This is a genomic window from Faecalibacter rhinopitheci, from assembly GCF_015234135.1.
In the GTDB taxonomy this organism is placed as follows: Bacteria; Bacteroidota; Bacteroidia; order Flavobacteriales; family Weeksellaceae; genus Empedobacter; species Empedobacter rhinopitheci.
This window is the reverse complement of sequence record NZ_JADGIK010000001.1, coordinates 462,608-486,439: the sequence shown is the minus strand read 5'-3', so window position 1 is coordinate 486,439 and position 23,832 is coordinate 462,608. Positions and strand designations below refer to the sequence as shown.

Here is a 23,832-nt window from a genome sequence, read left to right as displayed (position 1 = left end):
ATAAAATTACATTTATATAAAAATACATTTATGGATTCCAATCAAGTTCCATCCGTTTGGAAGAACAAAGAATTTATACCGTTTATCTTTTTACGTTTCTCGTTGATTTTTGCTTTGTTTATCCAAAGTACTTCCGTTGCCTATGAGATTTTCAAAGTCACACAAAAAGAGATTTATTTAGGGTTAATCGGATTATTCGAGTTTGCACCAATTCTATTAACCGCTTTTTATGCAGGTCAATTGGTCGATAAATTAGACAAACGAAAAATATTATTGATTTGCATTGGATGTTACATGATCACGTCTTTTGTGTTGATGTTTGTTAACTTAGAATCCATTCGTAATCAAATCGGAATTCCGGTTTATTTAGGTGTGTGTTATTTAGCCTTTTTTATTTTAGGATTAACGCGAGCCTTCAGTGGACCATCGCTTTTCGCATTGTTAGCCTTAGTTGTTCGAAAAGAAAATTACACGAAAGCAATTCCATTATCGTCTTCTGCTTTTATGATTGGATCGGTATTAGGACCTTTAGCAGGAGGATTATTGTTGGCACAATTTGGAATCGAATCGGCATTAGTTACAGCTTTTATCATTATGTGTATTTCGATGGTGATGATTTTATTAATTTCGCCAAAACCACCTGATAAATCGGAATCAGAATCCACAGAATCAGCCATGCAACGCATCAAAGAAGGGTTGAAATTCATTTGGGCAACGCCGATTATTTTAGCCGTCTTAAGTTTAGATATGTTTGCAGTATTCTTTGGGGGAGCAGAATCATTATTACCTGCATTCGTAGAGAAAGTATTAAAAGAAGGGCCAGAAACGTTCGGGTTTTTACGTTCGGCTCACGGAATAGGTTCATTAATTATGATGTTCTTTTTATCCTCTATTCCAATGTTATTAAAAGGAAATGTAGGACCAAAATTATTAGGTGCAGTAGCCTTATTTGGCATTTGTATTATTGCCTTCGGTTTGACGCGAAATGTATATCTATGTTTTGCTATCTTAATGTTAGCCGGTGCATTCGATGCGGTTTCGATGGTGATTCGTCAAAGTATTTTACAAATCAAAACACCTGAGAATTTAAAAGGTCGGGTTTCCTCGGTAAATTCAATTTTCGTCAGTTCATCCAACGAATTAGGCGCATTAGAAAGTGGAATTGCAGCTACATTTTTAGGATTAGTTCCTGCAATTATTTTTGGAGGATCAATGACGATTATTACAGTAATTGTAATTGCAATTTTAATTAAGCAAATTAGAATTGTTGAATTAAAGTAGTTTTTTAATAGTTTTGTTTGATTTTCAACCAAAAATTAAAAATGACTAAAAAAATACTATCTATTGCCGCATTATCTTTAGGCGTTCTTTCATTTGCTCAAACTATAGAATTTGGGCCAACTATTGGTTATCGTTCAAATAATATTGTGGATCGTAAATCGGATCAAAAACGTGCTGTTATCGGAGATGCAACTTGGAATGTAGAATATGGTGTACAAGCAGTATACAATTTTAAAAAACCGAGTGATAATATGAATGTTCGTTTAACAGCATTTTATAATAATCAACAGCGTGGTTCGGTAAGTGAACGATATTCTTCTAGTGAATACAAAATTGATGCGAATGGCGTTGGATTAATCATTGGTGCTGCGAGAGAAATTTCACCTAAATGGATTATTACAATGGGTGTCGGAATTGGTTATAATAAACTAGATTCTAAAAACTTTTATACTGGAGAATTAGATCCAATGATCGCTTTTCCTGATTTAAAAGAGCCAATTGTTGTACGTGAGAACGAAGTTAATTTTCTTTATCATCTAGGCGTAGAACGTGTGTTAATTCAAAATAAATTGCTTGCTGTTGTAGATTTTCACGGTGATGCAAGTATTTCTAAAATGAATACCAGTTATGGATCATTTGGGAATCAAGGAATGGGTTTTGGAATCGGATTAAGATATATGTTTGATTTAATTAAACAAGAACAATAAATAAGTTGAAAGCGAATCTTAGGATTCGTTTTTTTTATATAAAATGTAAACAATTCGTAACGCTAATAATAAATTACACAGAAATGTTTGTTTTAAATAAACTGATTAGATGTATTGAATTATGACGTTTTTAAATAAAAATCTTTATTTTCGCCAAAATAAATCTATGAAAAAACTCTTTTGCTTTTTATTGCCATTTTTACTTTTATCGTGTACAGATAATAATGATGACGATTTTAATTCTGATGAAAATTTATTAATTCTGCCGGATTCATTTAATTATAGATTTTTATCGGAAGCTAATATATGGCCAATGGATTATGGACTTATTAAAATTAAATATTCTGAAAATAATTTACCAATTCAAGTTTTAGGTGATTTTGTATCTCTACCTAGTGGACATAGGATTTCTTCAGTATTTGACTCAACTCGATACGAGGAATATCAGTACAATGGTAATAAAGTTTTGAGACTTAAAAAGAATACAATAGATTCTTATGTTAGTAATTTTAGAGCTGAATTTGTAGTAGAAAACAATAAAATAATTTCTTCCAAAGAATATCATATTAGTAAAATAGAAGGCTTAGATACTCGTACAAAGTATTTTTATCAAAACGATAGATTAAGCAAAAAAATAATTTATTGGACAGATTCTTCTAATAATAATTATTCAGATTATGGAATTGAATCCATTTATTATTTTAATGCCAAAAATAATTTGGATAGTATTATTTCTCAAAATGTCGTCCTAGATGCCAATTTAAATACAAATTATGATTTTGATCGATTTAAAACTAAACAAGTGAAGATTTTAAAGAATTATGATAATTCGAAGAATCCATTTAAACAATTGTATTTGTTGGATCGATTTTTTGATCGTTCACTTTCAGTAAATAACTATAGACATGTGATTGAAAAAAGTTATTATGATGGTGTCTTATCAAGACATAACGAATTTGATATTCTGTATTTTTATGAAAATAACGAAATTGATTTAACAAGATAAAAATTAAAAGCGAATCTTATGATTCGCTTTTTTTGACTAGATTAATAATAAACTATACAGTATGAATAATTCAATATAAATTTGGTTTAAAAGAATAACCTTTGCTTTAATTATACTTTTTGTAGGAGCAATTATGGTGAATTTTCTGGTAGAGGGTTTTCGTTTTTCAAATTTAAGATGGATATATACAACGGGAAAAATGTTCTATTTATCAGGATTAGTTTTGAGTATTATAATCGGCTTACTCAATTCAATCTTTATCGCATTTGTTTCAAAAGCAAAGCTAAAAGTAAAAATTACGTATAGCTTTTTAGCGCTTTTACCATTTTTGATTGTTTTTATTTTAATGGTTAATGCATTTAGAGGATAAATTATAAATGATTTTGAGTAAGTTAAATTACAACGTCAAGTTTTTTAATCCATCTACAGTTCCGTCGTAGATGTTAACGTCTACGTTATATTTAGTTCCTTTAATTTGTCCTTTTTCCGTAAACTGCCAAAATTGCCAATGTGGTTTCATATTCTCTACAAAAAAATTGTAATTTGCTATCCAAATTATATATCCTTCAAAATGTGCTTTTAAGAAATTTTCATAATATTTATCAGAAGTATAGATGATAGGTTTAATTCCATAATGTTCTTCAATAAGGGTACACCAATTTTTTAAACCTTCAATTAGGCGTTCCATTGATTGGGTACGTGGCATTGTTTCAATATCCAAAACAGGAGGTAAGTCGCCTGTTTCTAATTTCACCTGCTGAATAAAGTTTTGTGCCTGTGCAGTCGAATTCTCATCTGGGCGATAAAAATGATAGGCTCCACGAATGAAATTGTTTTGTTTTGCACCCATCCAATTTTCATTAAATTTTTTGTCTCTATTAAATCCTCCCATAGTAGAACGTATAAAGACGAAATTGATGGGATAAATATCATACACCATATTCATTTTTGTCCAATCTATATCTCCTTGGTATTGAGAAACGTCTAAGCCAAATGTTTTAAGATAGTAGCGATCCATTAACTCAATGTTTCGTAAATCATATTTTGTTAACGTGCTACTTGTATTTATATCTTCACCTTTTAATTTTCGTGAAGCCGTTTTAATCCAATAATTAATTCCATGACGATAGTGTATGGTAAATGCAACTAAAAATACAGTAATTACACCAAAAATGATAAGTTGGTAGGGAATTTTACGTTCTGTTTTTGAAGTTGTCTTTTTCTTGGCCATATATAAAAGATGTATTTATAATTACAATAATACTACGAAAAGATTTACGCTAAAAACGAATTCTTAATTATCTTTGTTTTTATGAAAAAATGGATTCTTGCCGCACGATTGCGAACACTACCACTATCTTTAAGTGGTTTATTACTTGCAGGTTTTATTGCTAAATATGAAGGTTTTTACCAAACTGACATATTTGTTTTATCCTTGTTAACAACGTTAGCTTTTCAAATCTTATCAAACTTTGCGAATGATTATGGTGATGCTGTTAAAGGAACAGACGATAATAGAGTAGGAGAGCAACGCGCTGTTGCATCAGGTTTAATCACAAGAAAAGAAATGAAAACGGCTATTAGTATAATGGTCTTAATATCTTTGGTTTGTATTGCTGCATTATTATATGTTTCATTTGTTCCATATCACATTAATTATTTATTAATTTTTATAGGGTTAGGTATAGCTTCTATACTTGCAGCAATGTTCTACACAATGGGCAAAAAACCATATGGATATATGGGATTAGGAGATGTTTTTGTTTTTATTTTCTTTGGATTGGTTGCAGTCTTAGGTGGCGAATTTTTATATTCTAAATCTTTTAATTGGTTAAATGTTTTACCTGCTGCTGCTATGGGATTTTGGAGTATGGCTGTTCTTAATCTTAACAACATGCGCGATGTAGAAAATGATGTAAAAAATAATAAGATTACGATTGCTTCTAAACTTGGTTTTGAAAAAAGTAAAATTTATCAATTAATTTTAATGACTTTACCTTTTATATGCGGAGCTATATTTGTTTTAAATCTTCCAGGTAAAGAAGGTAAAATATCTGTTCTTATATTTTTAATATTAATATTTCTTGCCAATTCTATTCGAAGAGAAATTACTAAAGTTAAAGAGCCTAAAGAATATGATAAATTTTTAAAACCGGTAGCAATGATGGCCTTATTTTTTGCAATTTTATTAGGATATGGCTTAATTGGTTTTGGGTTTATTGATACTTTAGTTAAATAATTAAAATACAAAAATATGAAAATACAATACTTAGGACACGCTTCATTATTGATAGAAGCAAACGGAAAATCTATTGTTGTAGATCCATTTATTACACCCAATGAGTTAGCCAAGTCTATAGATTTTGAAAATTTAAAGGCTGATTATATTGTAATTACTCATGCACATCAAGATCATGTATATGATGTAGAAGAATTAGCTAAAAAAACGGGAGCAAAGATTATTTCAAATGCAGAAATCGCAGGATATTATGCCAACAAAGGGTATGATTCTCATGGGATGAATACTGGTGGTAAATTTGATTTTGACTTTGGTTCAATTCGTTCTACGATAGCTTTTCATTCATCTTCTTTTGCAGACGGTACATACGGTGGCGATCCTAACGGTTATATTATAGAATCTAATGGAAAACGCATTTATATTGCTGGAGATACTGCATTAACTTATGAAATGAAATTAATCCCAGAGATTGCAGGTGAAATTGATTTAGCTGTATTACCAATTGGAGATAATTTTACTATGGGAGCTAAAGATGCAGTTATTGCAGCTGAATTTGTAGGAACTACTAAAGTGTTAGGTTACCATTTTGATACATTTCCACCTATAAAGATTGATAAAGGTGAAGCAAAATCAGTCTTCTTTAATAAGAATATAGAACTTGTATTATTGGAAATAGGAGAAGATTTAACAATCTAATTATAATCTATTTTATATAAAAAAATCCAGTTAGTATACTAACTGGATTTTTTATTTTATTGAATTGCTCCAAGCGTAGGATTACTTCCACGTGGTTTCCCATAATAATCTATAGGATATTGTTGTGCTGTACTAATTTTCCCAGCATTTAATGCAGGAGAATTTTCCTCTACGCTTAATTTATTACTTGTATAATTAGGATCTCTAAATAAGGGATCACCAACGATAGAGTTTGTGAATCCATTTGTTGTTAAAACATTAAGAGTAGTTAAGTCTATATTTTTAAACAAATTAGTATCAAAATCATAATTAAAAATTGAACCTTCTTTTTTATCTAAAACTACAGCATTTGGAGTTCTTTGATTATAGAAAATACAATTAGAAAATGTTGCTTTAACAAGCGGATTCGTTGTCTCTTTAGAATAATTGCTTAAATATAAACTATAAGCAGGTCCTGCTGTCCCTACCATATTAAAGAAATTAGCAAACGTAGAATGGTAAAAAGAGTATTCTCCACCATTTTCTACTGCAAATGCAGCAAGATTAGCATTGTTTATTAAAACATTATAACCTGTAATTTTTGCATTTTTCGCTAATATTCCGTACGATTGATTATTTACTATATATGAATTTGAAATATCTAATTCAGCATTATTTATTTCTATTCCAGTATCAGCACCAATAATTTTTGCATAATTGATGTGCGACTTACTATTAGATTTTAACTCAATCTTATTCCATTGATTAGGTAAAGAATCATATTTAGTATCATGACGAGCAGATCTAAACTTAACCTCATTTCCTAAAGTTCCATTAATGTTTAATGTTGCATTAGGCTCAATTGTTAAACTACTACCGCGTTTAAAGTACACTTTAGCTCCTTGGTCTATCGTTAGATTTGATGTAATTGTTAGATTTCCATCAATTACTTGTGCTTCATCTGAAGTCCAATTTGCAGTTGTAAGTGATGTATTTGTAGTATGAATTTTAGCCTTTTCAACCCAAGAAAGGAGTTTGACATGTTGTTTGTTCTGAGTAGTTTGTATAATAATTTCATCATCATAAAATGGATTTATTGGAGCATCTTTAGCATCCATCTCTACAAAAACAAAAAGACTATCTTTTTTACGAATCGGAACATTTCTAAAGTCTGACCCTCCTTGTCCGTCTACATTAATGTTAAAATAAGAATTTTCCCCTTTAGCCAAAGAAATATGTGGGATAACTAAATCTTTGTCATCTGGGTTATATATTTTTAAAACGTATGTTTCAGATTTTGAATAATTATATACCGTATCTACCGAAATAGTATCTGTATTAAATCGTAAGTCAGATGAAATAGGATCATAATCGAAATCTTCTCGACATGATTGAAAACCAATCAATGTTCCTAAACCTAAACATACAACTAGTGTCTTTATATTCATATTTTAGTTGTTTCTTCTCTATTTTAAACTACTAAAATATTAATTTATTGTTAGCTTTAGATTCTTTCTAATTTATTGAATGTAATTTTTTTAAAAATGAAGTTCTTAATTCTCATGTTTATAGTGGTTTACAATAATATTTAACCATATTTTTTTGAAACATTTGTAAAATGAAAGCAGATTATATATATTTGCACAAGTAAAATAATTAACAAAAAGCTTAGTCAATAATTCATGATTCTAAGAAGTCCATTACACTCGGAATATTGTCTTATTAAAGCAAAAAGTTAAGGTTTCAATTTTTACAATAAATAATTTTCAAAATAATTATTGTTTGAATCAATTTTAATTTTATCTTTGCGCCCGATTAAGTTTAGAAAGAAGATTTTTAAAATGAAAAAAGATATCCACCCAACAAATTATCGTTTAGTAGCATTTAAAGATATGTCTAACGAGGAAGTATTCATCACTAAATCATGTGCTGATACAAAAGACAATATTGAAATTGACGGAGTTGAATACCCATTAATCAAAATGGAGATCTCTTCTTCTTCTCACCCTTTCTACACAGGAAAACAAAAATTAATTGATACTGCAGGACGTATCGATAAATTCAAAAGCAAATACGCAAAAAGAGCTAACTAATAATAGATTAAGAATTAGGCAATTTTGCTTAATTAATTATTATTGTTATATTAAAATAGAAAAAACCTACAAGTTTCTTGTAGGTTTTTTTATTGCTTAATAATTTCATTCTAGTTACATTTGTTTAATATAAATTATTATAAACAAACTATCAATGTCTTTATTTGACAATACAGAACATGCATTTAGCTCTAAATCAGATGCTGAATTAAAAAAGGCAAATTACTTATTTAAGTTAATCGGAAATCCTGCATTAACTAATTTAGGTACATTATTCTTCAAATTACCTTTTGCTACACATTTACCTTTGGTTAAACCTGCAATTCGAGAAACAATCTATAAACAGTTTGTTGGTGGAGAAACTGCAGAAGAAGCTGTAAAAGTCGCCAAAGATCTTTATAAATATGGTGTAAGTTCAATATTAGATTATTCTGTGGAAGGGCAAACAGAAGAATCTGAGTTCGACCATGTAAAGGATGTGATGTTACATTTAGTTGATCTTGCAAAAGATAATCCTGAAGTTCCTTTTGTTGTTTTTAAACCTACAGCTTTTGGGCGAATTGAATTGTTTGAAAAGGTTGGTAAGAACCTAGAACTTACTGCTGATGAACAAAATCGATGGGCAAATGTTCGTCATCGTTTTGATGTAGTATGTAAGGCGGGGTTTGATGCAGATGTTAATATTATGGTAGATGCAGAAGAATCTTGGATGCAAGATGCAGCGGATGAGTTAACAGATGAAATGATGGTGAAATATAATGTGCATCGTCCATTAATTTGGAATACATTGCAAATGTATCGACATGATCGCTTAGCTTATCTTAAAAAAATGTATGCTAAAGCTTCTAATGAAGGATATTATTTAGGGTATAAAATTGTTCGTGGTGCTTACATGGAAAAAGAGCGTGCTCGTGCACAAGCCGATGGATATCCATCTCCTATACAGCCAAATAAAGAAGCTTCTGATAGAGATTATAATGCTGCAATTCGTTTTGTAGTAGATAATTACAGTATTTTTGGATTATTTGCTGGTTCTCATAACGAATTTTCTTGCGAGTTACTGATTAAATTAATGCAAGAAAAAGGAATTCAACCTTCAAATCGTAATTTTTGGTTTGGACAGTTATTTGGTATGAGTGATAATATTTCTTTTAATTTGGCTCATTTAGGATTTAATATTGCAAAATATTTACCTTATGGACCAATCAAAGAAGTTATGCCTTACTTAATTCGTAGAGCGCAAGAGAATACTTCAGTTGCAGGACAAACTGGTAGAGAATTAGGTTTGATTGAAAAAGAATTAAAGCGAAGAAATAAATAATTTACTTTATATATATTATAAAAAAAGCCCTTCAATTGAAGGGCTTTTTTATGAATTATAATTTTTTAAAAATCTAAAACAATTAAAGCCAGAGCATTTTCAATAGTCCGAACTTGATGAATTACTTTTTTGGGTATTTCATATTCATTAAATTTTTCTAAAACAACAATTTCAATTTTAGAATCAATTTCAATTTTTCCCTCTAATAGAATAATTTTTGCGGCAACTGGTAATTGATGATCAATTAATTTTTGTCCTTTCCTTAATCCTAATGCTGCAATGCGGGTATTGTTATTTCTGAAAATAACGTGTAGTATTGGCTTGTTACAAGTGTCAAGTTGTTTAATTATATTATTTAGCATTAATTGGTGGTTTTGGTTCTTTTAAATTTACAACCAATATTCATGCCTATTAAATTTATGATTTAAAAATTATTTTTCAATGAATCATTTAATTTACATTCTTCTAAAATCTTCCTAAATTGGCCTATTAAATTTAAGGAATGAATACAAGTTATTTTGCAGAAATTATATTACCACTAAACTTAGAAGGTACTTTTACGTATCATTTAACGGATTCTGATTTACAGCAAATTAAAATTGGCCAACGTGTTGCCGTCCCATTTGGAACGCAAAAATTGTACACAGGCGTTATTCATTCTATTCATCAGAATAAACCAGAATTATATAAAACAAAAGGCATTTATGCTTTTCTAGATGATGAAGCTATTGTAACTCCAACTCAAATAAAATTTTGGGAATGGATTGCTAATTATTATGTATGTTCCTTGGGAGATGTTTTTAGAAATGCATTTCCTTCTGCATTAAAATTAGAATCGCAGACCTTTGTAAGGTTGATTATAGATAATTATGAGAAAATTGAAGAGTTAAATGATAATGAGTTTTTGGTATACGAAGCTTTAAAATTACGTCAACTCATTTCAGTAGAAGAAGCTGCATTGATTATAGATGATAAATCTGCTATTCCGACCTTAAAACTTCTAATTGATAAAGGAATAATTCAATTGGATGAGAAAATTCAAGAAAAATATACGCCTAAGATTGAAAACTATGTGCGAATTCATCCCAATATAAAGGGGAATGATGCTGCATTTATTCAAATACTAGATTCTTTAAACCGTGCACAAAAACAACGAGAAGCATTATTACAATTAATTACAATTGAAACCCAAAAGCCAAATGAACCTTTAAAAGTTTCTGAATTTGTCAAAATGGGAACTACAAATTCGATTGTTAAAACTTTGGCAGAAAAGGGCGCAGTTGAAATATATCAACATCAAACTTCTAGAGTTGATGAAACAGAAACGGAAAAAGAGGAAATACACCAACTTACCTTAAAACAAACAGAAGTTCTGGAAAAAATAAAAGCAGAATTTTCTGCTAAACAAACTGTTTTATTACACGGGGTAACATCGAGTGGGAAGACGGAAATATATATTAAATTGATGGAGCAAGTAATAAAAAAGGGGAATAAAGTGTTGTATTTGTTGCCCGAGATTTCTGTTACTACGCAAATTGTTCATCGTATTAAGAAACATTTTGGCGAAAGAGTAGGTGTCTATCATTCAAAATTTAATCAAAACGAACGTGTTGAGTTATGGAAAAAGACATTAAATGTCGAATTTGATATTGTAATAGGCCCTCGTACTACTTTGTTTCTGCCATTTACATCATTAGGATTAGTCATCGTTGATGAAGAGCACGAATCTTCATATAAACAAATTGATACTAAGCCATTTTTTCAAGGTAGGGATATGGCAATGGTACTTTCTTCAATGATGAATGCCAAGACATTATTAGGTTCTGCCACTCCATCTATAGAAAGTTACTACAATGCACGACAAGGGAAATATGGCTATATAGAACTGAATGAACGTTTTGGGAATATTAAACTACCAGATATAAAATTAGTAGATTTAAAGAAAGCTCAAAAAGAGAAAGAATTGACTCATGATATCTCCCATATTTTGCGCGACGAAATTATAGAACAATTGAAAGAGAAGAAACAAGTGATTTTGTTTCAAAATCGCCGTGGTTATGCACCAATTTTAGAATGTAACTCGTGTGGGAATACTCCCGAGTGTCCTAATTGTGATGTAAGTTTAACCTATCATAAATTCTCCAATCAATTAAAATGTCATTATTGTGGCTATGCCCAAGCAAAACCTAATCGATGTGTAAGTTGTGGTTCAGTAGAATTAAATACAAAAGGATTAGGTACAGAGCAAATTGAGCATCAATTGCAAGATATATTTCCAGAGGCACGCATTCGACGAATGGATGTTGACGCTATGCGAGGTAAATTCGCATATGAGAAACTAATTGAGGATTTTGAAAATCATGAAGTAGATATTTTAATCGGAACTCAGATGTTGACAAAAGGGTTTGATTTTGGGAATGTTAATTTCGTAGGTGTTATTAGAGCAGATTCGTTATTAAATTTTCCGGATTTTAGAGCACATGAAAAAGCTTTTCAGTTACTGACACAAGTTTCAGGTAGAGCAGGGAGAAGGGAGGATCAAGGAAAAGTATTGATTCAATCTTATCAGCCTGAACATCTAGTTTTACAAAATGTAACTACTTACAATTATCAAAAAACAATGAGTGATATTTTATACGAGCGCAAGGAATTTTATTATCCTCCATTCGCACGTATCATAAAATTAAGATTTAAACATAAAAATAAGGAAAGGTTAGATAAAACTGCTGAGCAATTAGTGAAATTATTAAAACCAAATTTTGATTCACGTTGTTTATTAGGTCCAGAAGCGCCTTCTGTTGGTCGGATAAATAATCTTTATATTACAGATGTAATGATTAAGGTTTTGCCTAATCAATCACCCATGAAAGTGAAACAATTAATTAGAAAAGAAATAGATAGGTTGTGTACAATTGCTGCATATCGTTCAGTACGGATAGATGTTGACGTCGATCCAATGTAGAAAAAAAACAGGAAATTGTATATATTAGGAATGTTTATAGATTCTTGTAACAAAATGTTATTTTTTACGACTGATAAACTATCTTTAGCTTAAAGACATTATTCAATGATTTCAATTAAAAATTTAAATAAGTCATATAAAATGGGTAAAAATACCCTTCACGTTCTAAAAGGAATAGATTTAGAGATTGCGGAAGGCGAATTTGTTGCCATTATGGGATCTTCTGGATCAGGAAAATCTACATTGTTAAATATTATTGGAATGTTGGATGAACACGATTCAGGTATTTATGATTTAGATGGTTTTAGAATTGAAAAATTAAATGAAACGAAAGCTGCAAATTATAGAAATAAATTTTTAGGATTTATTTTCCAATCCTATAACTTGATAAATTTTAAAAATGTAGTAGAAAACGTTGCATTACCATTATATTATCAAAAAGTGAAAAGATCAGAACGTCATAAATTTGCGATGGGATATCTGCAACGTGTAGGTTTAGAGCCTTGGGCAAATCATATGCCGAATGAACTGTCTGGTGGACAAAAACAACGTGTTGCAATTGCACGAGCACTAGCTGCAAGACCTAAACTTTTGTTAGCAGATGAGCCTACAGGAGCATTAGATACCAAAACATCTCAAGAAGTAATGCATCTTATCCAAGAAATTAATGATGAGGGAAAAACAATTCTTATGGTAACACATGAGGATGATATTGCACAAATGTGTAAACGTATTGTGCGACTAAAGGATGGTGTGATTATTAGTGATGAAAAAGTAAACCAAGTACGCGTATAAACTTATGTTTGATATTGATCGTTGGAGTGAAATTTGGGCCTCAATCTCAAGTAATAAATTGCGAACATCGTTATCTGGTTTAACGATTGCTTTGGCCTTATTTGTTTTTATAACTTTATTTGGTTTGGGTAACGGATTGCAAAATGGATTTCAAAAACAATTTTATAATGCAAATTCTTTAAATATTACAATTTCCGGAGGAACAACTTCAGAATCTTATAATGGTTTTAAGAAAGGGCGAGAAATAAAATTGAAAGAAAAAGACTTAAATTTTATTCTAAATTCATTTCCTGAACAAATAAAATATGGAGTTGCGACTATATCTAAATCAGATACAATTCGTAATGGAGCCAACTCAGGATCATATTCAGTAACAGGAGTATATCCAGACTACGAAAACATCATCAATGAAAATGTAACCATAGGCCGATTTATTAATAAAAAGGATATGGATAATCATACCAAATCGATTGTTATTGGTCGGTTAGTTGCGCAAGATTTTTTCCCAGGACAAATACCAATTGGACAGAATTTACAGATTGGAAAAGGAGTGTATCAGATTGTAGGGATTTTTGAAAGTCCAGATGGTGGAGATAATGCTGAGCGCTCTATATATGCTTCTTATACCACTTTTAAAACGATTTATGCAACAGATGAAGTTTCATCAATTATCATTGCTCCAAAGGACAATTTGAAGTTAGATGATATTAAGAAGCTTTCTAGTACAATAGATTATAATTTAAAAAATAGATACAGTATATCACCTGATGATTTTAGTGGAGTTAGAGTAAGGAACGCTGCAGAATCTATGGAAGAAACCGATCAGTTTTTCTTTATTCTTACAGTAGTTGTATTTATTATAGGTGGAGGAAGCCTAATTGCAGGTATTGTAAGTATTGGTAATATTATGGTTTTTAGTGTAAAAGAGAGAACAAAAGAAATCGGAATTCGAAAAGCTCTAGGCGCTACTCCGGTGAGTGTACTTTCACTTATAATGCAGGAAGCAATTATAATTACATTAATTTTTGGTGCAATAGGCATTCTTTTAGCTACTTTAGTTGTAGAAAACATTGGCGATAGTTTAGAAGATTACTTTATATATAATCCTGGAGTTGAATCTAAATCATTGATTTTAGCAACTGTAATTCTTTTTGTAGCAGGAACAGTTTCCGGAATGATTCCAGCTTTAAGAGCTGCACGTATAAAACCAATTGATGCCTTAAGAGACGAATAATGAATATTAAACTTTTATTTGATATAGATGCTTGGAGCGAAGTTTATTCAGCTATTCGCAAAAACAAACTACGCACCATACTTACGATGATTGGTGTAGCGTGGGGTATGTTTCTTTTTGTCCTATTATTAGGATTAACAAGAGGAATGCAAAATGGTTTTGATCGTAACTTAGCAGATGCAGCGACTAATTCATTATTTATTTGGGGAGGTAAAACCTCAATGCCATTTCAAGGATATCAAAAAGGTCGAACAATTGAATTAAAAATGAGTGATGTGCGTCAAATTCAAGGGCAATTTCCTCAAATTTCACTAATTGCTCCACGTAATATGATGCCAAACTCTGTTGTTGCATTTGGATCTAAATATAATTTTTATACAGTAAATGGAGATTATCCTGACCAAAATAGAATGTTTGGAAAAGATATTATAAAAGGAAGATTTATTAACGAAGACGATATAAAAACTGAATCAAAAGTTTGTGTACTTGGTATAGAAGTAGTAGAAAATTATTTCAACAAAAAAGCTAATCCTATCGGTGAAAAGATTAGAATTGCAGATAGTTATTATACTATTGTCGGAGTTTATGATTCTCCCTCATCTCCGGTAGAATCAAAAGATCAAATATATATTCCATTTACAACCTTCCAGAAAGTATATAATCAGGGTGAAAAAATTCAATATTTATCCCTGAGTTTACCCAATGATTATGATATCGTGTCATTTGAAAAACAGTTAAAATCTTATTTAAAAAGAATTAAAAATATAGCTCCTGATGATGATCAAGGTTTGGGAGGTTTTAATTTAGGTGAGATGTTAGGCAAAATAATGAAATTTGTAAAAGGAATGCAATTTTTAGCAATAGTTGTGGGAGCAATGACCTTATTTTCTGGTGTAATTGCAATTTCAAGTATTTTATTAATTACTGTTTCTGAACGAACAAAAGAATTTGGGATAAGAAGAGCTTTAGGCGCAATACCTGCTCAAATTAGAGGTCAAATTTTATTAGAATCTGTCGTTTTAACGTTAATTGCTGGACTTGCCGGAATAGTAGGTGCGGGATTAATATTAATGTTTTTGAATGAAGTTATAATCCCAGGAAACGATAGTATTCCAATTTATAATGCTTCAATAGATTTATTTACGTTATTTGTAGCATTAATGATTATGGTAGTAATGGCGACTTTAGCGGGACTTATACCTGCTCAGAGAGCTATTTCCATAAAGCCAATTGATGCTTTAAGAGAAGAATAGTTTTAAGAAAATATAATTAACATAGAATGAAAAAAGTTCTAAAAATTGTAGCAATCGTAGTATTTATTGCACTTGTAGTAGGTGTAATAGGATATTTTGGTAAAAAAAATAGTCAAGATAATCAAGTCTACGAAATTACTCAGCCATTTATGGGTAATTTAGAAGTGAAAGCAGTAGCGACTGGAGAGGTAAAACCTGTAGAAACTATTGAAATTAAACCCAATATTTCTGGAGTTATTAAATCAATTAATGTTTCAGAAGGTCAATATGTGGAAAAAGGTCAATTAATTGCAGAAATTAAAGTTGTACCAAATGTCGCTTCATTAAATCAAGCTGCGCAAAATATTCGTTCGGCAGAAATTCAAGTTAATCTTCAACAAAAAGATTACAATCGTGCCAATACACTTTATAAGCAAGGTGTAATTCCAAAATCAGATTATGATAACGCTTTAGCAATGTATCAAAGTGCTCAGCAAACTCTGAGAGCAGCACAGACTGATTATAAAGTTGCGCAAACTGGTGTAGCTCCAGGCTTAGAAGCCTACGCAACAACACGTATTACAGCAACTACATCTGGTGTCGTGTTAGATATTCCTGTAGAAGTAGGAAATATGGTACAAGAAATCAATAATTTCTCTACCGGAACAACTATTGCAACTATGGCCGATATTACTAAGATGATTTTCCAAGGGAAAGTTGATGAATCTGAAGTTGGAAAATTAAAAGAAGGAATGAAAATTAATGTATCAATTGGTGCGATTCCAAATAAGACGTTTACTGCTATTTTAGATTTTATTTCTCCTCAAGGTGTAGCTAATAATGGCGTGGTACAATTTGATATCAAAGCGCCAATACAACTAGATTCTCAAAACTTTATTCGTGCAGGTTATTCTGCAAATGCAGAAGTTATCACTTCGGGTGTACAAAATGTATTACTTGTAAAATCTGCTCATATAAGATACGATGAAAATCAAAAACCTTATGTTGATGTTTTAAAATCTGGAAGCGGGCAGGATGCAGTTTATGAGAAAAAGTATTTAACATTAGGAATCACTGATGGAGTCAATGTTGAAGTGAAAAAAGGTATTACCAAAGATGATAAAATTAAGATTTGGAATACGGATTTAGAAAAACCGAATGGGCCTGGTCCACATTAAAATAATTATAAACTAATAAACGACAATAAATTGAAATTATTGTCGTTTATTAGTTTATAATTATACATTTCCTTATGTATATCATTACATCTATTTCAATGTAAAATCGTTATATTTTATCTTAGAATAATTCTGAATAGTATATTTATACATAAAAATAAACAAATATACATTTACTACTATTATTGTTTATATTATTTAATTTAATGAAATTAAGAATTTTATAAATAAAAATTTAACATTTTATAATTTTAAATTTTTATCAATAAAATATTATATTAATTAATAATTTAATCATCTTTTTTTGGTTTATTACATAAACTATCTGTAATATATTTATATAATTACCTATTTCTTATTTAAAATTTTTGCGCTTAAAAAAAAATAAATAAAATTTTAAGATTTTATTCATTATTGTCAATTTTACAGCCACAAAATTTTGAACAAAATGAAGAGAAGATTAACATCTTTGAGTGTATTAGCTTTTTTAGGATTAGGTTCCTTAGCTTTTGCTCAAATCACAGGGGTGGTAAATGATGCTGATGGGTTCCCGGAATCTGATGTTGAAATTACGGTAAAAGGTACAGATAAAGTTACCTATTCAGATATCGATGGTAATTTTGATATTGATGCTCAGATAGGTGATATTTTAGTGATCAATAATAAAGAAATAGTTGTTACATCTAACAATTTAGGTTCTTTAAAGTATGCAGAAAATAAACAAAATGAAACTGTAGAATTAGCTACAGTAAATATTTTAGGTTCTATTAAATTAGATCCTACTCAAAAAATCGGTTCTTTTGAAACTATTCAAAGAGGTGATTTAGAACAAACTCCAGTAGCTTCAGTAGACGAAGTTTTAAATGGTCGTGTAGCTGGTCTTAACTTTTCAACTGGAGGTGGACAACCAGGGTCTGCAAATATTATTGCAATTCGTGGTGCAGGTTCTTTCGTAGGAACAACAAATCCATTATATGTTATTGATGGAGTAGTTGTAGGAAAAGGAGATGATAATGCAGGGGTTATGACTTCATTTAACCCATTGTCTTCTATCGACCCAAATCAAATTGAATCCGTTACGGTATTAAAAGATGCATCTTCTACAGCTTTATATGGAGCTCGTGGTGCAAATGGTGTAATCGTTGTTAAAACGAAACGTGGTAAATTCAACCAAAAAACAAAATTCAATGTATCATCAGAGATGTCTTTACAAGATATAGCTTATGATAAAGCGAAATTTATGAATGCCGATGAATACTCACAATGGGGAGGATTAATCTATTATAATACAGGAGGATATGCTTCTCGTTTGTCTGCTCAAAATCAATTTAATGAAGATATTGGATGGGATGGAAAAACAGAAGGTAACTGGACAGATGCTATTCAACGTAAAGTTTCTACTGTAAGAACATATAGTTTTTCTGCAACAGGAGGTTCAGATAATACATCATTCCGTGCTGGTTTTTCATATTATGATAATGATCCATTGATTAAAACGTCTAAATTCGACCGTTTATCGGGATCATTAGCAGTAGATCATAAAGCATCAGACCGTTTCAAGTTAGGAACTAATATTAATTATTCTCGTGTAAAAAATCAAACATATTCGGATGCAGGTGCGTATTCTAATCCTTGGCAAACACGTTGGTCAGTAGCTCCTACTTTATCAGTTTATAATCCAGATGGATCTTATAATCTAAATTTATTAGGGAATGGAGATTATAATCCTGTAGGTTTATTAAATGAAAATAAAATTGGTGGTACAGTAAATACATTCTTAGCTTCTGTCTACGGTGATTATCAAATTACAAAAGATTTATCATTTAACTCTCAATATGGTATCCAATATCAGAATTTAGATGAAGCGGAATATTTAAACCCTAATTTTGGAGATGGATCAGATTATAATGGATATTTAAGAGAATCTCAAAACCAATATACTGACTGGAACTGGGTAAATACATTTACATATAATAAAAAATTAGGTGATCGTCATGATTTAGTTTTTAATGCAGGTTGGGAATATCAAGAACACGTAGGTATCCAAAGAGCGCAAGAAAAACAAAATTTTATTTTAAGTGGTCCATATATGGATAATGCATCTCAAGTATTAAGTATTGCAGGAAATAAAATAAAATGGACGCAAATATCATATTTTGGTCGTGCTAATTACGTTTTTGACAATACATATACATTAAATGCACAGATTCGTCGTGATTCTAACTCTACTTTAGGTATAAATGATCAATCAGGATTATTTTGGTCTGTTGGTGGATCTTGGAATGCACATAAATTATTGAATGTGGATGCAATCAATAATTTAACATTACGTGCTAACTATGGTGAGATAGGAAATGTACCATATGCAGATTCTTGGTCAAATACCTATAATAGTTATTCTTTATTAGCTAATACAAGAAACTACGGAGACGATGGAACTTTAGTTTTAGATAGAGCTGAAAATCCAGATTTAAAATGGGAAACATCTCAACAATTAAATATTGGATTAGACTACGGTATTCTAAATGGATTAGTTTCTGGTTCGGTTGATGTATATAATAAGAAAACAAAAGACGCAATTTTCCCAGTACAAATCCCTGGAGAAAACCCATCATCACCTGCTCATATTATGAAAAATGTAGGTGAAATTGTAAATAAAGGGATTGAAACTACAATTACCATTCGTCCTTTCCGTGGTGAATTTAATTGGTCTATCGCTGGAAACTTTGCATATAATAAATCTGAAGTAGGAGATTTAATTGATAACTCTGCCGTTTACTTAGAAGGTGGACAAAAGGCTATTCAATCTGGTCGTTTATTCGGTGAATACTATATGGTAGGATGGGCTGGAGTAGATCCAACAAATGGTAATCCATTATTCTACACAGATGAATCTAAAACTGAAACAACTTCTAATTATAACGAAGCGTCTAAATTTTTCCAAGGCAAATCACCATTCCCTAAATATATGGCTGGTTTAAGAAATGATTTTAGTTTCAGAAATTTAACATTATCAGTATTTATTTCGGGTCAATTCGAATATTCTGTATTTGATAATTTCTCTAAATTCGTTTACAATGATGGAGCTTATTATGATATAAATACTTACCGTGAGAATTTATATGACAGCTGGACTCCACAAAATACAGATGCTTCTATACCTATTCAAGTAGATGGAAATGGTTCTGGTTCTAATAATATGTCAACTCGTTTTTTACGTAAGGGAGATCACATCCGTTTAAAGGAAGTTAAATTAGCCTATAGTTTTGGAGATATGTTGAAAAAATCAGGAATTGATAACTTATCAGTGTATGTTCGCGGTACAAACTTAGCAACATGGGCGTTTGATAAAAAATTAACATTCGATCCTGAAACAAATTCTAATAGCTATTCTTTCGGATGGCAAGGTAAAGGTGCGTATGACTATACTTCTCCAATCATGAAAAGTATTTCTGCCGGTATTTCTATTGATTTCTAAAATTTGTTAAAAAATGAAAAAACTTACAATATTAGCTATTACTGCATTTATGGTTAGCTTCTCTTCTTGTAGTGAAGATTTATTAGACCAAACTGCCGTTAATTCAATTACATATGATGGCAATCAAACCATCGAATCTGAAAGCCAAATGCAATATGTACTAAATGGTATGTATAGCGAACTTGGATCTGCAGATGCATTAGGAGCAGACATAATTATGTTTGGAGAATTAATTTCTGATAATGCATTTATTTCTAATAAGAATGATGGTCGCTTTAAGATTACCAATGCAATAACTTGGACAGCATCTGATACAAATACAGATTTTAATCAATTCAATAAATTGTATGATGCAGTAGGTATGGCTAACATTATCATTAATACAGAAATTGAGCAAACTAAAGCAGTAAAATCTATGGTGGCGCAAGCATATGCTGCAAGAGGTTTAGCGTTTTATTATTTAGCCTCTTTTTATGCTGCAAATCCAACTTCTGGTATTAATCAAGAATACGGTATTCCAATTCATACAGGGGACTATGATCCTAATGCTTATTATCCAAGAGCAACAGTTTCTGAAACGTATGCTCAAATTATTTCTGATTTAGAAAAAGGAATTTCTGAATTTAATGAAGTAACTGATAATAAAGGATACATAAATGCAAATGCAGCTAGAATAGCTTTAGCTAAAGCTTACTTAACTCGTGGTGGAAGTGGTGATTATGAAAAAGCTATACAATATGCAGATGAAGCATTAGTTGCATCAAGCAATCTTTTAACAAAAGATCAAATTCAATCTTATTTTGCTGGTACAACTTCTGCAGAAGTAAAAGATCAACCAGAAACCGCATTTGAGATAAATATGTCTATCACTTCAAATCCAGGGGTTAACCGTTCTTTAGGATCATTTTATGATCCAAATGGAAGAAAAGGTTACTTTATGTTTCGTGAAGGTTTAGCTAATTTAGTAAATGAAAATGATGCGAGAAAAGTATTATTTACTCAAGAAAATGCAGCTACAAATGATGATCCAATGGGTTATTATTTGATGAAATACATGCAAGTTATAGACGATAATAGCCACACAGGAAACGTAAGAGTAATCCGTTTAACTGAAGCTAAATTTATTAAATGGGAAGCAATGGCCAAATTAGGTCAAGATGCTACCGTTTTAGCTGAATTGAATGAATTTGCTGCAGAGAGAGGAGGTTCTGAATATACAGGCGATGCTCTTACAGCAGTTTTAGCAGAAAAACGTATTGAATTTGCAGGTGAAGGATTAAGATTCTTTGACTTGAAACGTAATAATTTAGGTTTTGATAAAGTAACTAATATTAGAGGAAATGCAAATCCAGTAACAGCTGATAGCAAGTTATTTGTTTTACCAATTCCGAGTTCATCACTTAATTTAAATAAATTAATTACTCAATACCCTGGTTGGTATAATTAATAAAAATGTTTACATAATAAAAGGAGTACTTACATATAAGTGCTCCTTTTTTTTGAAAAAATATATTCAAAAAAAAGCTCAACCAATTGGTTGAGCTTTTACAATTATTATAAGTTTAATTACGCTTCAAAAAATTCAGCAACATATCGTTCTGCATCTAATGCTGCTGCACAACCAGAACCTGCTGCAGAAATAGCTTGGCGATAAATTGAATCTTGTACATCTCCAGCTGCAAAAACTCCAGGAAGATTAGTTGCATAAGTTTTACCTTTAGTAATTAAATATCCAGTTTCGTCCATATCTAATTTACCTTTAAATAAATCTGTATTTGGCTTATGTCCAATTGCTATAAAAACTCCATCAACAATTAATTCTGATTGTTGTTGCGTAATATTATTGATAATATTAGCTTTTTCAACGACATTATTTCCTTCTAAGCCTATTAATTCATGATTATATAAGACTTCTAAATTAGCTGTATGCGCAACACGATCTTGCATAGCTTTAGAAGCTTTCATTTCGTCTTTTCTAACAAGTAAATATACTTTATTACATAATTTAGCTAAGTAAGTAGCTTCTTCTGCAGCAGTATCTCCACCTCCCACAACAGCAACATCTTTTCCACGGTAAAAGAATCCATCGCACGTAGCACAAGCAGAAACTCCGCTACCTGCATATTTCTTCTCATCTTCTAATCCTAAATATTTAGCAGATGCACCTGTAGAGATAATTACAGATTTTGTTTGATATTCGGCAGTATTTGTTTTTACGATATGTACGTCACCATTATTTTCTCCAAAAATAACTTCAGTTACATATTCATATTTTATAACAGTTCCGAAACGTTCAGCTTGTTTTTGTAAATCTGCCATCAGTTCTGGACCAGTTATTCCTTCTGGATATCCAGGGAAATTTTCTACATCTGTAGTAGTTGTTAATTGTCCTCCAGGTTCCATACCTGTTAATACTAAAGGATTCATATTAGCTCTAGCTGCATAGATTGCTGCTGTATAACCAGCAGGACCTGAACCAATGATAATTGTATCTAAAATATTTTCGTTCATTTTTTTTATTCTTAATTTACAAATGTAAAATTTATATTATTGTTTTGTTTAATCTTAAATATGTTATTTATATAAGTTTATATATAAGATTTATTATAGATGAATTATTTTATAAATTAATTCAATCAACAATTCACTTGAAGTTACATTTCCGGAAGAGTTAACACCCTTTCCTTTTAAATCATATTCTCTAATAAGAGAGATAATTCGTGTTGCTTTTTTTAAAGGGTAATTATTCGCTGCAACGGCTAAATCTTGTACAAAGAAAGGATTAATACCAATTTCTTTGGCAACATTGGCTTTTGATTTATCTGTTATAATATGATAATTGATAATATTGGTAAACAAAGAGAATATAATAGTCATCGTAACAACCATCGGATTATCTTTAGAGTTCTTTTCAAAATATTTTATAATTTTAAAAGCCTTTTCAATATTTTTATTCTCAATTGCATTTCGCAATTCAAAGTTATTATATTCTTTGCTGATCCCAACATGTCTTTCGATTTCATCTATAGTTATCGTTTGTTGAGGTCCAACAATTGTTTTAAGCTTTTCTAATTCATTATACAATCGAGATAAATCGTTCCCGACATATTCTGCCAAAAGAAACTTTGCTTTTTGGTCAATATTTTGTTTATTAAATTTAACTTTTTCTTCAATCCAAGCCGGAATTTCATTTGTATACAGTGTTTTAAACTCGTGGTAATAACCTTTACTATTTAACGTTTTATAAATCTTCGTTCTTTTATCTAATTTTTTACCTTTATAATTAAATACTAAAACGGTAGAATCTTGGACTTGATTGGCATAGTTGTCTAAATCTTCTATCGTTCTTGTAAGATGTTGTGCCTCTTTTACCAAGACAAAAGATTTATCGGAACCCATAGGGTATTGTTTTGCAATAGCAATGACTTGGTTCATATCTACATCTTGTCCATAAAGAATAGTTTGATTAAAGCCTTTTTCTTCTTCCGTTAATACGTTTGCTTCTAACACTTCGGTGATTTGGTCGATGAAGAAGGGCTCCTCACCAGCTAAAAAGTAGATAGGTGAAAATTTTTTGTTTTTTATATCTTTGATTAAAGATTCTACAGCACTCATACTATGACAGAATTAA

19 protein-coding genes are annotated in these 23,832 nt (G+C 30.6%); 14 read left to right on the top strand and 5 right to left on the bottom strand.

Features of this window, described 5'->3' with window-relative positions; translation table 11 throughout:
- The first annotated feature begins 30 nt into the window (after positions 1-30).
- From IM532_RS02270 to IM532_RS02260, 3 genes are all read left to right on the top strand, one after another.
- Positions 31-1,281, top strand: coding sequence for an MFS transporter (locus tag IM532_RS02270; RefSeq protein ID WP_194181823.1), 1,251 nt, complete (start codon positions 31-33; stop codon positions 1,279-1,281).
- Positions 1,282-1,322: 41 nt separating this feature from the next.
- On the top strand, positions 1,323-1,988 hold the full coding sequence (locus tag IM532_RS02265; RefSeq protein WP_194181822.1) for a hypothetical protein: 666 nt from the start codon (positions 1,323-1,325) through the stop codon (positions 1,986-1,988).
- Positions 1,989-2,154: 166 nt separating this feature from the next.
- On the top strand, positions 2,155-2,994 hold the full coding sequence (locus IM532_RS02260; RefSeq protein WP_194181821.1) for a hypothetical protein: 840 nt from the start codon (positions 2,155-2,157) through the stop codon (positions 2,992-2,994).
- Between the two features lie 397 nt (positions 2,995-3,391).
- On the opposite strand, the gene IM532_RS02255 is transcribed toward IM532_RS02260, so the two are convergent.
- The gene (locus tag IM532_RS02255) at positions 3,392-4,225 is read right to left on the bottom strand and encodes a GH25 family lysozyme (protein WP_194181820.1); all 834 of its coding nucleotides are present in this window, start codon (positions 4,223-4,225) and stop codon (positions 3,392-3,394) included.
- An 81-nt stretch (positions 4,226-4,306) separates the two neighbouring features.
- Between IM532_RS02255 and menA the strand changes: the two genes are divergently transcribed.
- Positions 4,307-5,233 carry a 1,4-dihydroxy-2-naphthoate octaprenyltransferase gene (menA, locus tag IM532_RS02250; protein WP_194181819.1) on the top strand — a complete coding sequence of 309 codons (927 nt, stop codon included), beginning with the start codon at positions 4,307-4,309 and terminating at the stop codon, positions 5,231-5,233.
- 15 nt (positions 5,234-5,248) lie between these two features.
- The gene (locus IM532_RS02245) at positions 5,249-5,929 is read left to right on the top strand and encodes a metal-dependent hydrolase (protein WP_194181818.1); all 681 of its coding nucleotides are present in this window, start codon (positions 5,249-5,251) and stop codon (positions 5,927-5,929) included.
- 56 nt (positions 5,930-5,985) lie between these two features.
- Here IM532_RS02245 and IM532_RS02240 read toward each other — a convergent pair whose 3' ends face one another.
- A complete protein-coding gene (locus tag IM532_RS02240; RefSeq protein WP_194181817.1) occupies positions 5,986-7,356 on the bottom strand; it encodes a hypothetical protein in 1,371 nt (456 codons plus the stop codon).
- 393 nt (positions 7,357-7,749) lie between these two features.
- On the opposite strand from IM532_RS02240, the gene IM532_RS02235 reads away from it, so the two are divergent.
- On the top strand, positions 7,750-8,001 hold the full coding sequence (locus IM532_RS02235) for a type B 50S ribosomal protein L31 (RefSeq protein WP_194181816.1): 252 nt from the start codon (positions 7,750-7,752) through the stop codon (positions 7,999-8,001).
- A 154-nt stretch (positions 8,002-8,155) separates the two neighbouring features.
- The gene (locus IM532_RS02230) at positions 8,156-9,322 is read left to right on the top strand and encodes a proline dehydrogenase family protein (RefSeq protein WP_194181815.1); all 1,167 of its coding nucleotides are present in this window, start codon (positions 8,156-8,158) and stop codon (positions 9,320-9,322) included.
- A gap of 65 nt (positions 9,323-9,387) precedes the next feature.
- On the opposite strand, the gene IM532_RS02225 is transcribed toward IM532_RS02230, so the two are convergent.
- The gene (locus tag IM532_RS02225; RefSeq protein ID WP_194181814.1) at positions 9,388-9,684 is read right to left on the bottom strand and encodes a cupin domain-containing protein; all 297 of its coding nucleotides are present in this window, start codon (positions 9,682-9,684) and stop codon (positions 9,388-9,390) included.
- Between the two features lie 140 nt (positions 9,685-9,824).
- Here IM532_RS02225 and priA point away from each other — a divergent pair, with 140 nt between their 5' ends.
- The 7 genes from priA to IM532_RS02190 all read left to right on the top strand — a co-directional run bounded on the left by priA (position 9,825) and on the right by IM532_RS02190 (position 21,648).
- On the top strand, positions 9,825-12,284 hold the full coding sequence (priA, locus tag IM532_RS02220) for a replication restart helicase PriA (protein ID WP_194181813.1): 2,460 nt from the start codon (positions 9,825-9,827) through the stop codon (positions 12,282-12,284).
- 105 nt (positions 12,285-12,389) lie between these two features.
- Positions 12,390-13,079, top strand: a complete 690-nt coding sequence (locus tag IM532_RS02215) for an ABC transporter ATP-binding protein (RefSeq protein WP_194181812.1) — start codon at positions 12,390-12,392, stop codon at positions 13,077-13,079.
- Between the two features lie 4 nt (positions 13,080-13,083).
- Positions 13,084-14,313, top strand: coding sequence for an ABC transporter permease (locus IM532_RS02210; protein WP_194181811.1), 1,230 nt, complete (start codon positions 13,084-13,086; stop codon positions 14,311-14,313).
- Positions 14,313-15,566 (top strand): ABC transporter permease, encoded by a 1,254-nt coding sequence (locus IM532_RS02205; protein WP_194181810.1) that lies wholly within the window; start codon positions 14,313-14,315, stop codon positions 15,564-15,566. The genes IM532_RS02210 and IM532_RS02205 overlap by 1 nt, the downstream gene beginning before the upstream one ends.
- 26 nt (positions 15,567-15,592) lie before the next feature.
- Complete coding sequence (locus IM532_RS02200) at positions 15,593-16,723, top strand: efflux RND transporter periplasmic adaptor subunit (RefSeq protein ID WP_194181809.1); 1,131 nt, start codon at positions 15,593-15,595, stop codon at positions 16,721-16,723.
- A 448-nt stretch (positions 16,724-17,171) separates the two neighbouring features.
- Positions 17,172-20,201: a SusC/RagA family TonB-linked outer membrane protein gene (locus IM532_RS02195; RefSeq protein WP_194181808.1), complete on the top strand. Its 3,030-nt coding sequence runs from the start codon at positions 17,172-17,174 to the stop codon at positions 20,199-20,201.
- A gap of 13 nt (positions 20,202-20,214) precedes the next feature.
- The gene (locus tag IM532_RS02190) at positions 20,215-21,648 is read left to right on the top strand and encodes a RagB/SusD family nutrient uptake outer membrane protein (RefSeq protein ID WP_194181807.1); all 1,434 of its coding nucleotides are present in this window, start codon (positions 20,215-20,217) and stop codon (positions 21,646-21,648) included.
- A 119-nt stretch (positions 21,649-21,767) separates the two neighbouring features.
- Here the strand turns inward: IM532_RS02190 and trxB are convergent, their stop codons facing one another.
- Positions 21,768-22,712 (bottom strand): thioredoxin-disulfide reductase, encoded by a 945-nt coding sequence (trxB, locus tag IM532_RS02185; protein WP_194181806.1) that lies wholly within the window; start codon positions 22,710-22,712, stop codon positions 21,768-21,770.
- A 93-nt stretch (positions 22,713-22,805) separates the two neighbouring features.
- Positions 22,806-23,816 carry a DNA polymerase III subunit delta gene (gene holA, locus IM532_RS02180; RefSeq protein WP_194181805.1) on the bottom strand — a complete coding sequence of 337 codons (1,011 nt, stop codon included), beginning with the start codon at positions 23,814-23,816 and terminating at the stop codon, positions 22,806-22,808.
- Positions 23,817-23,832 lie beyond the last annotated feature (16 nt).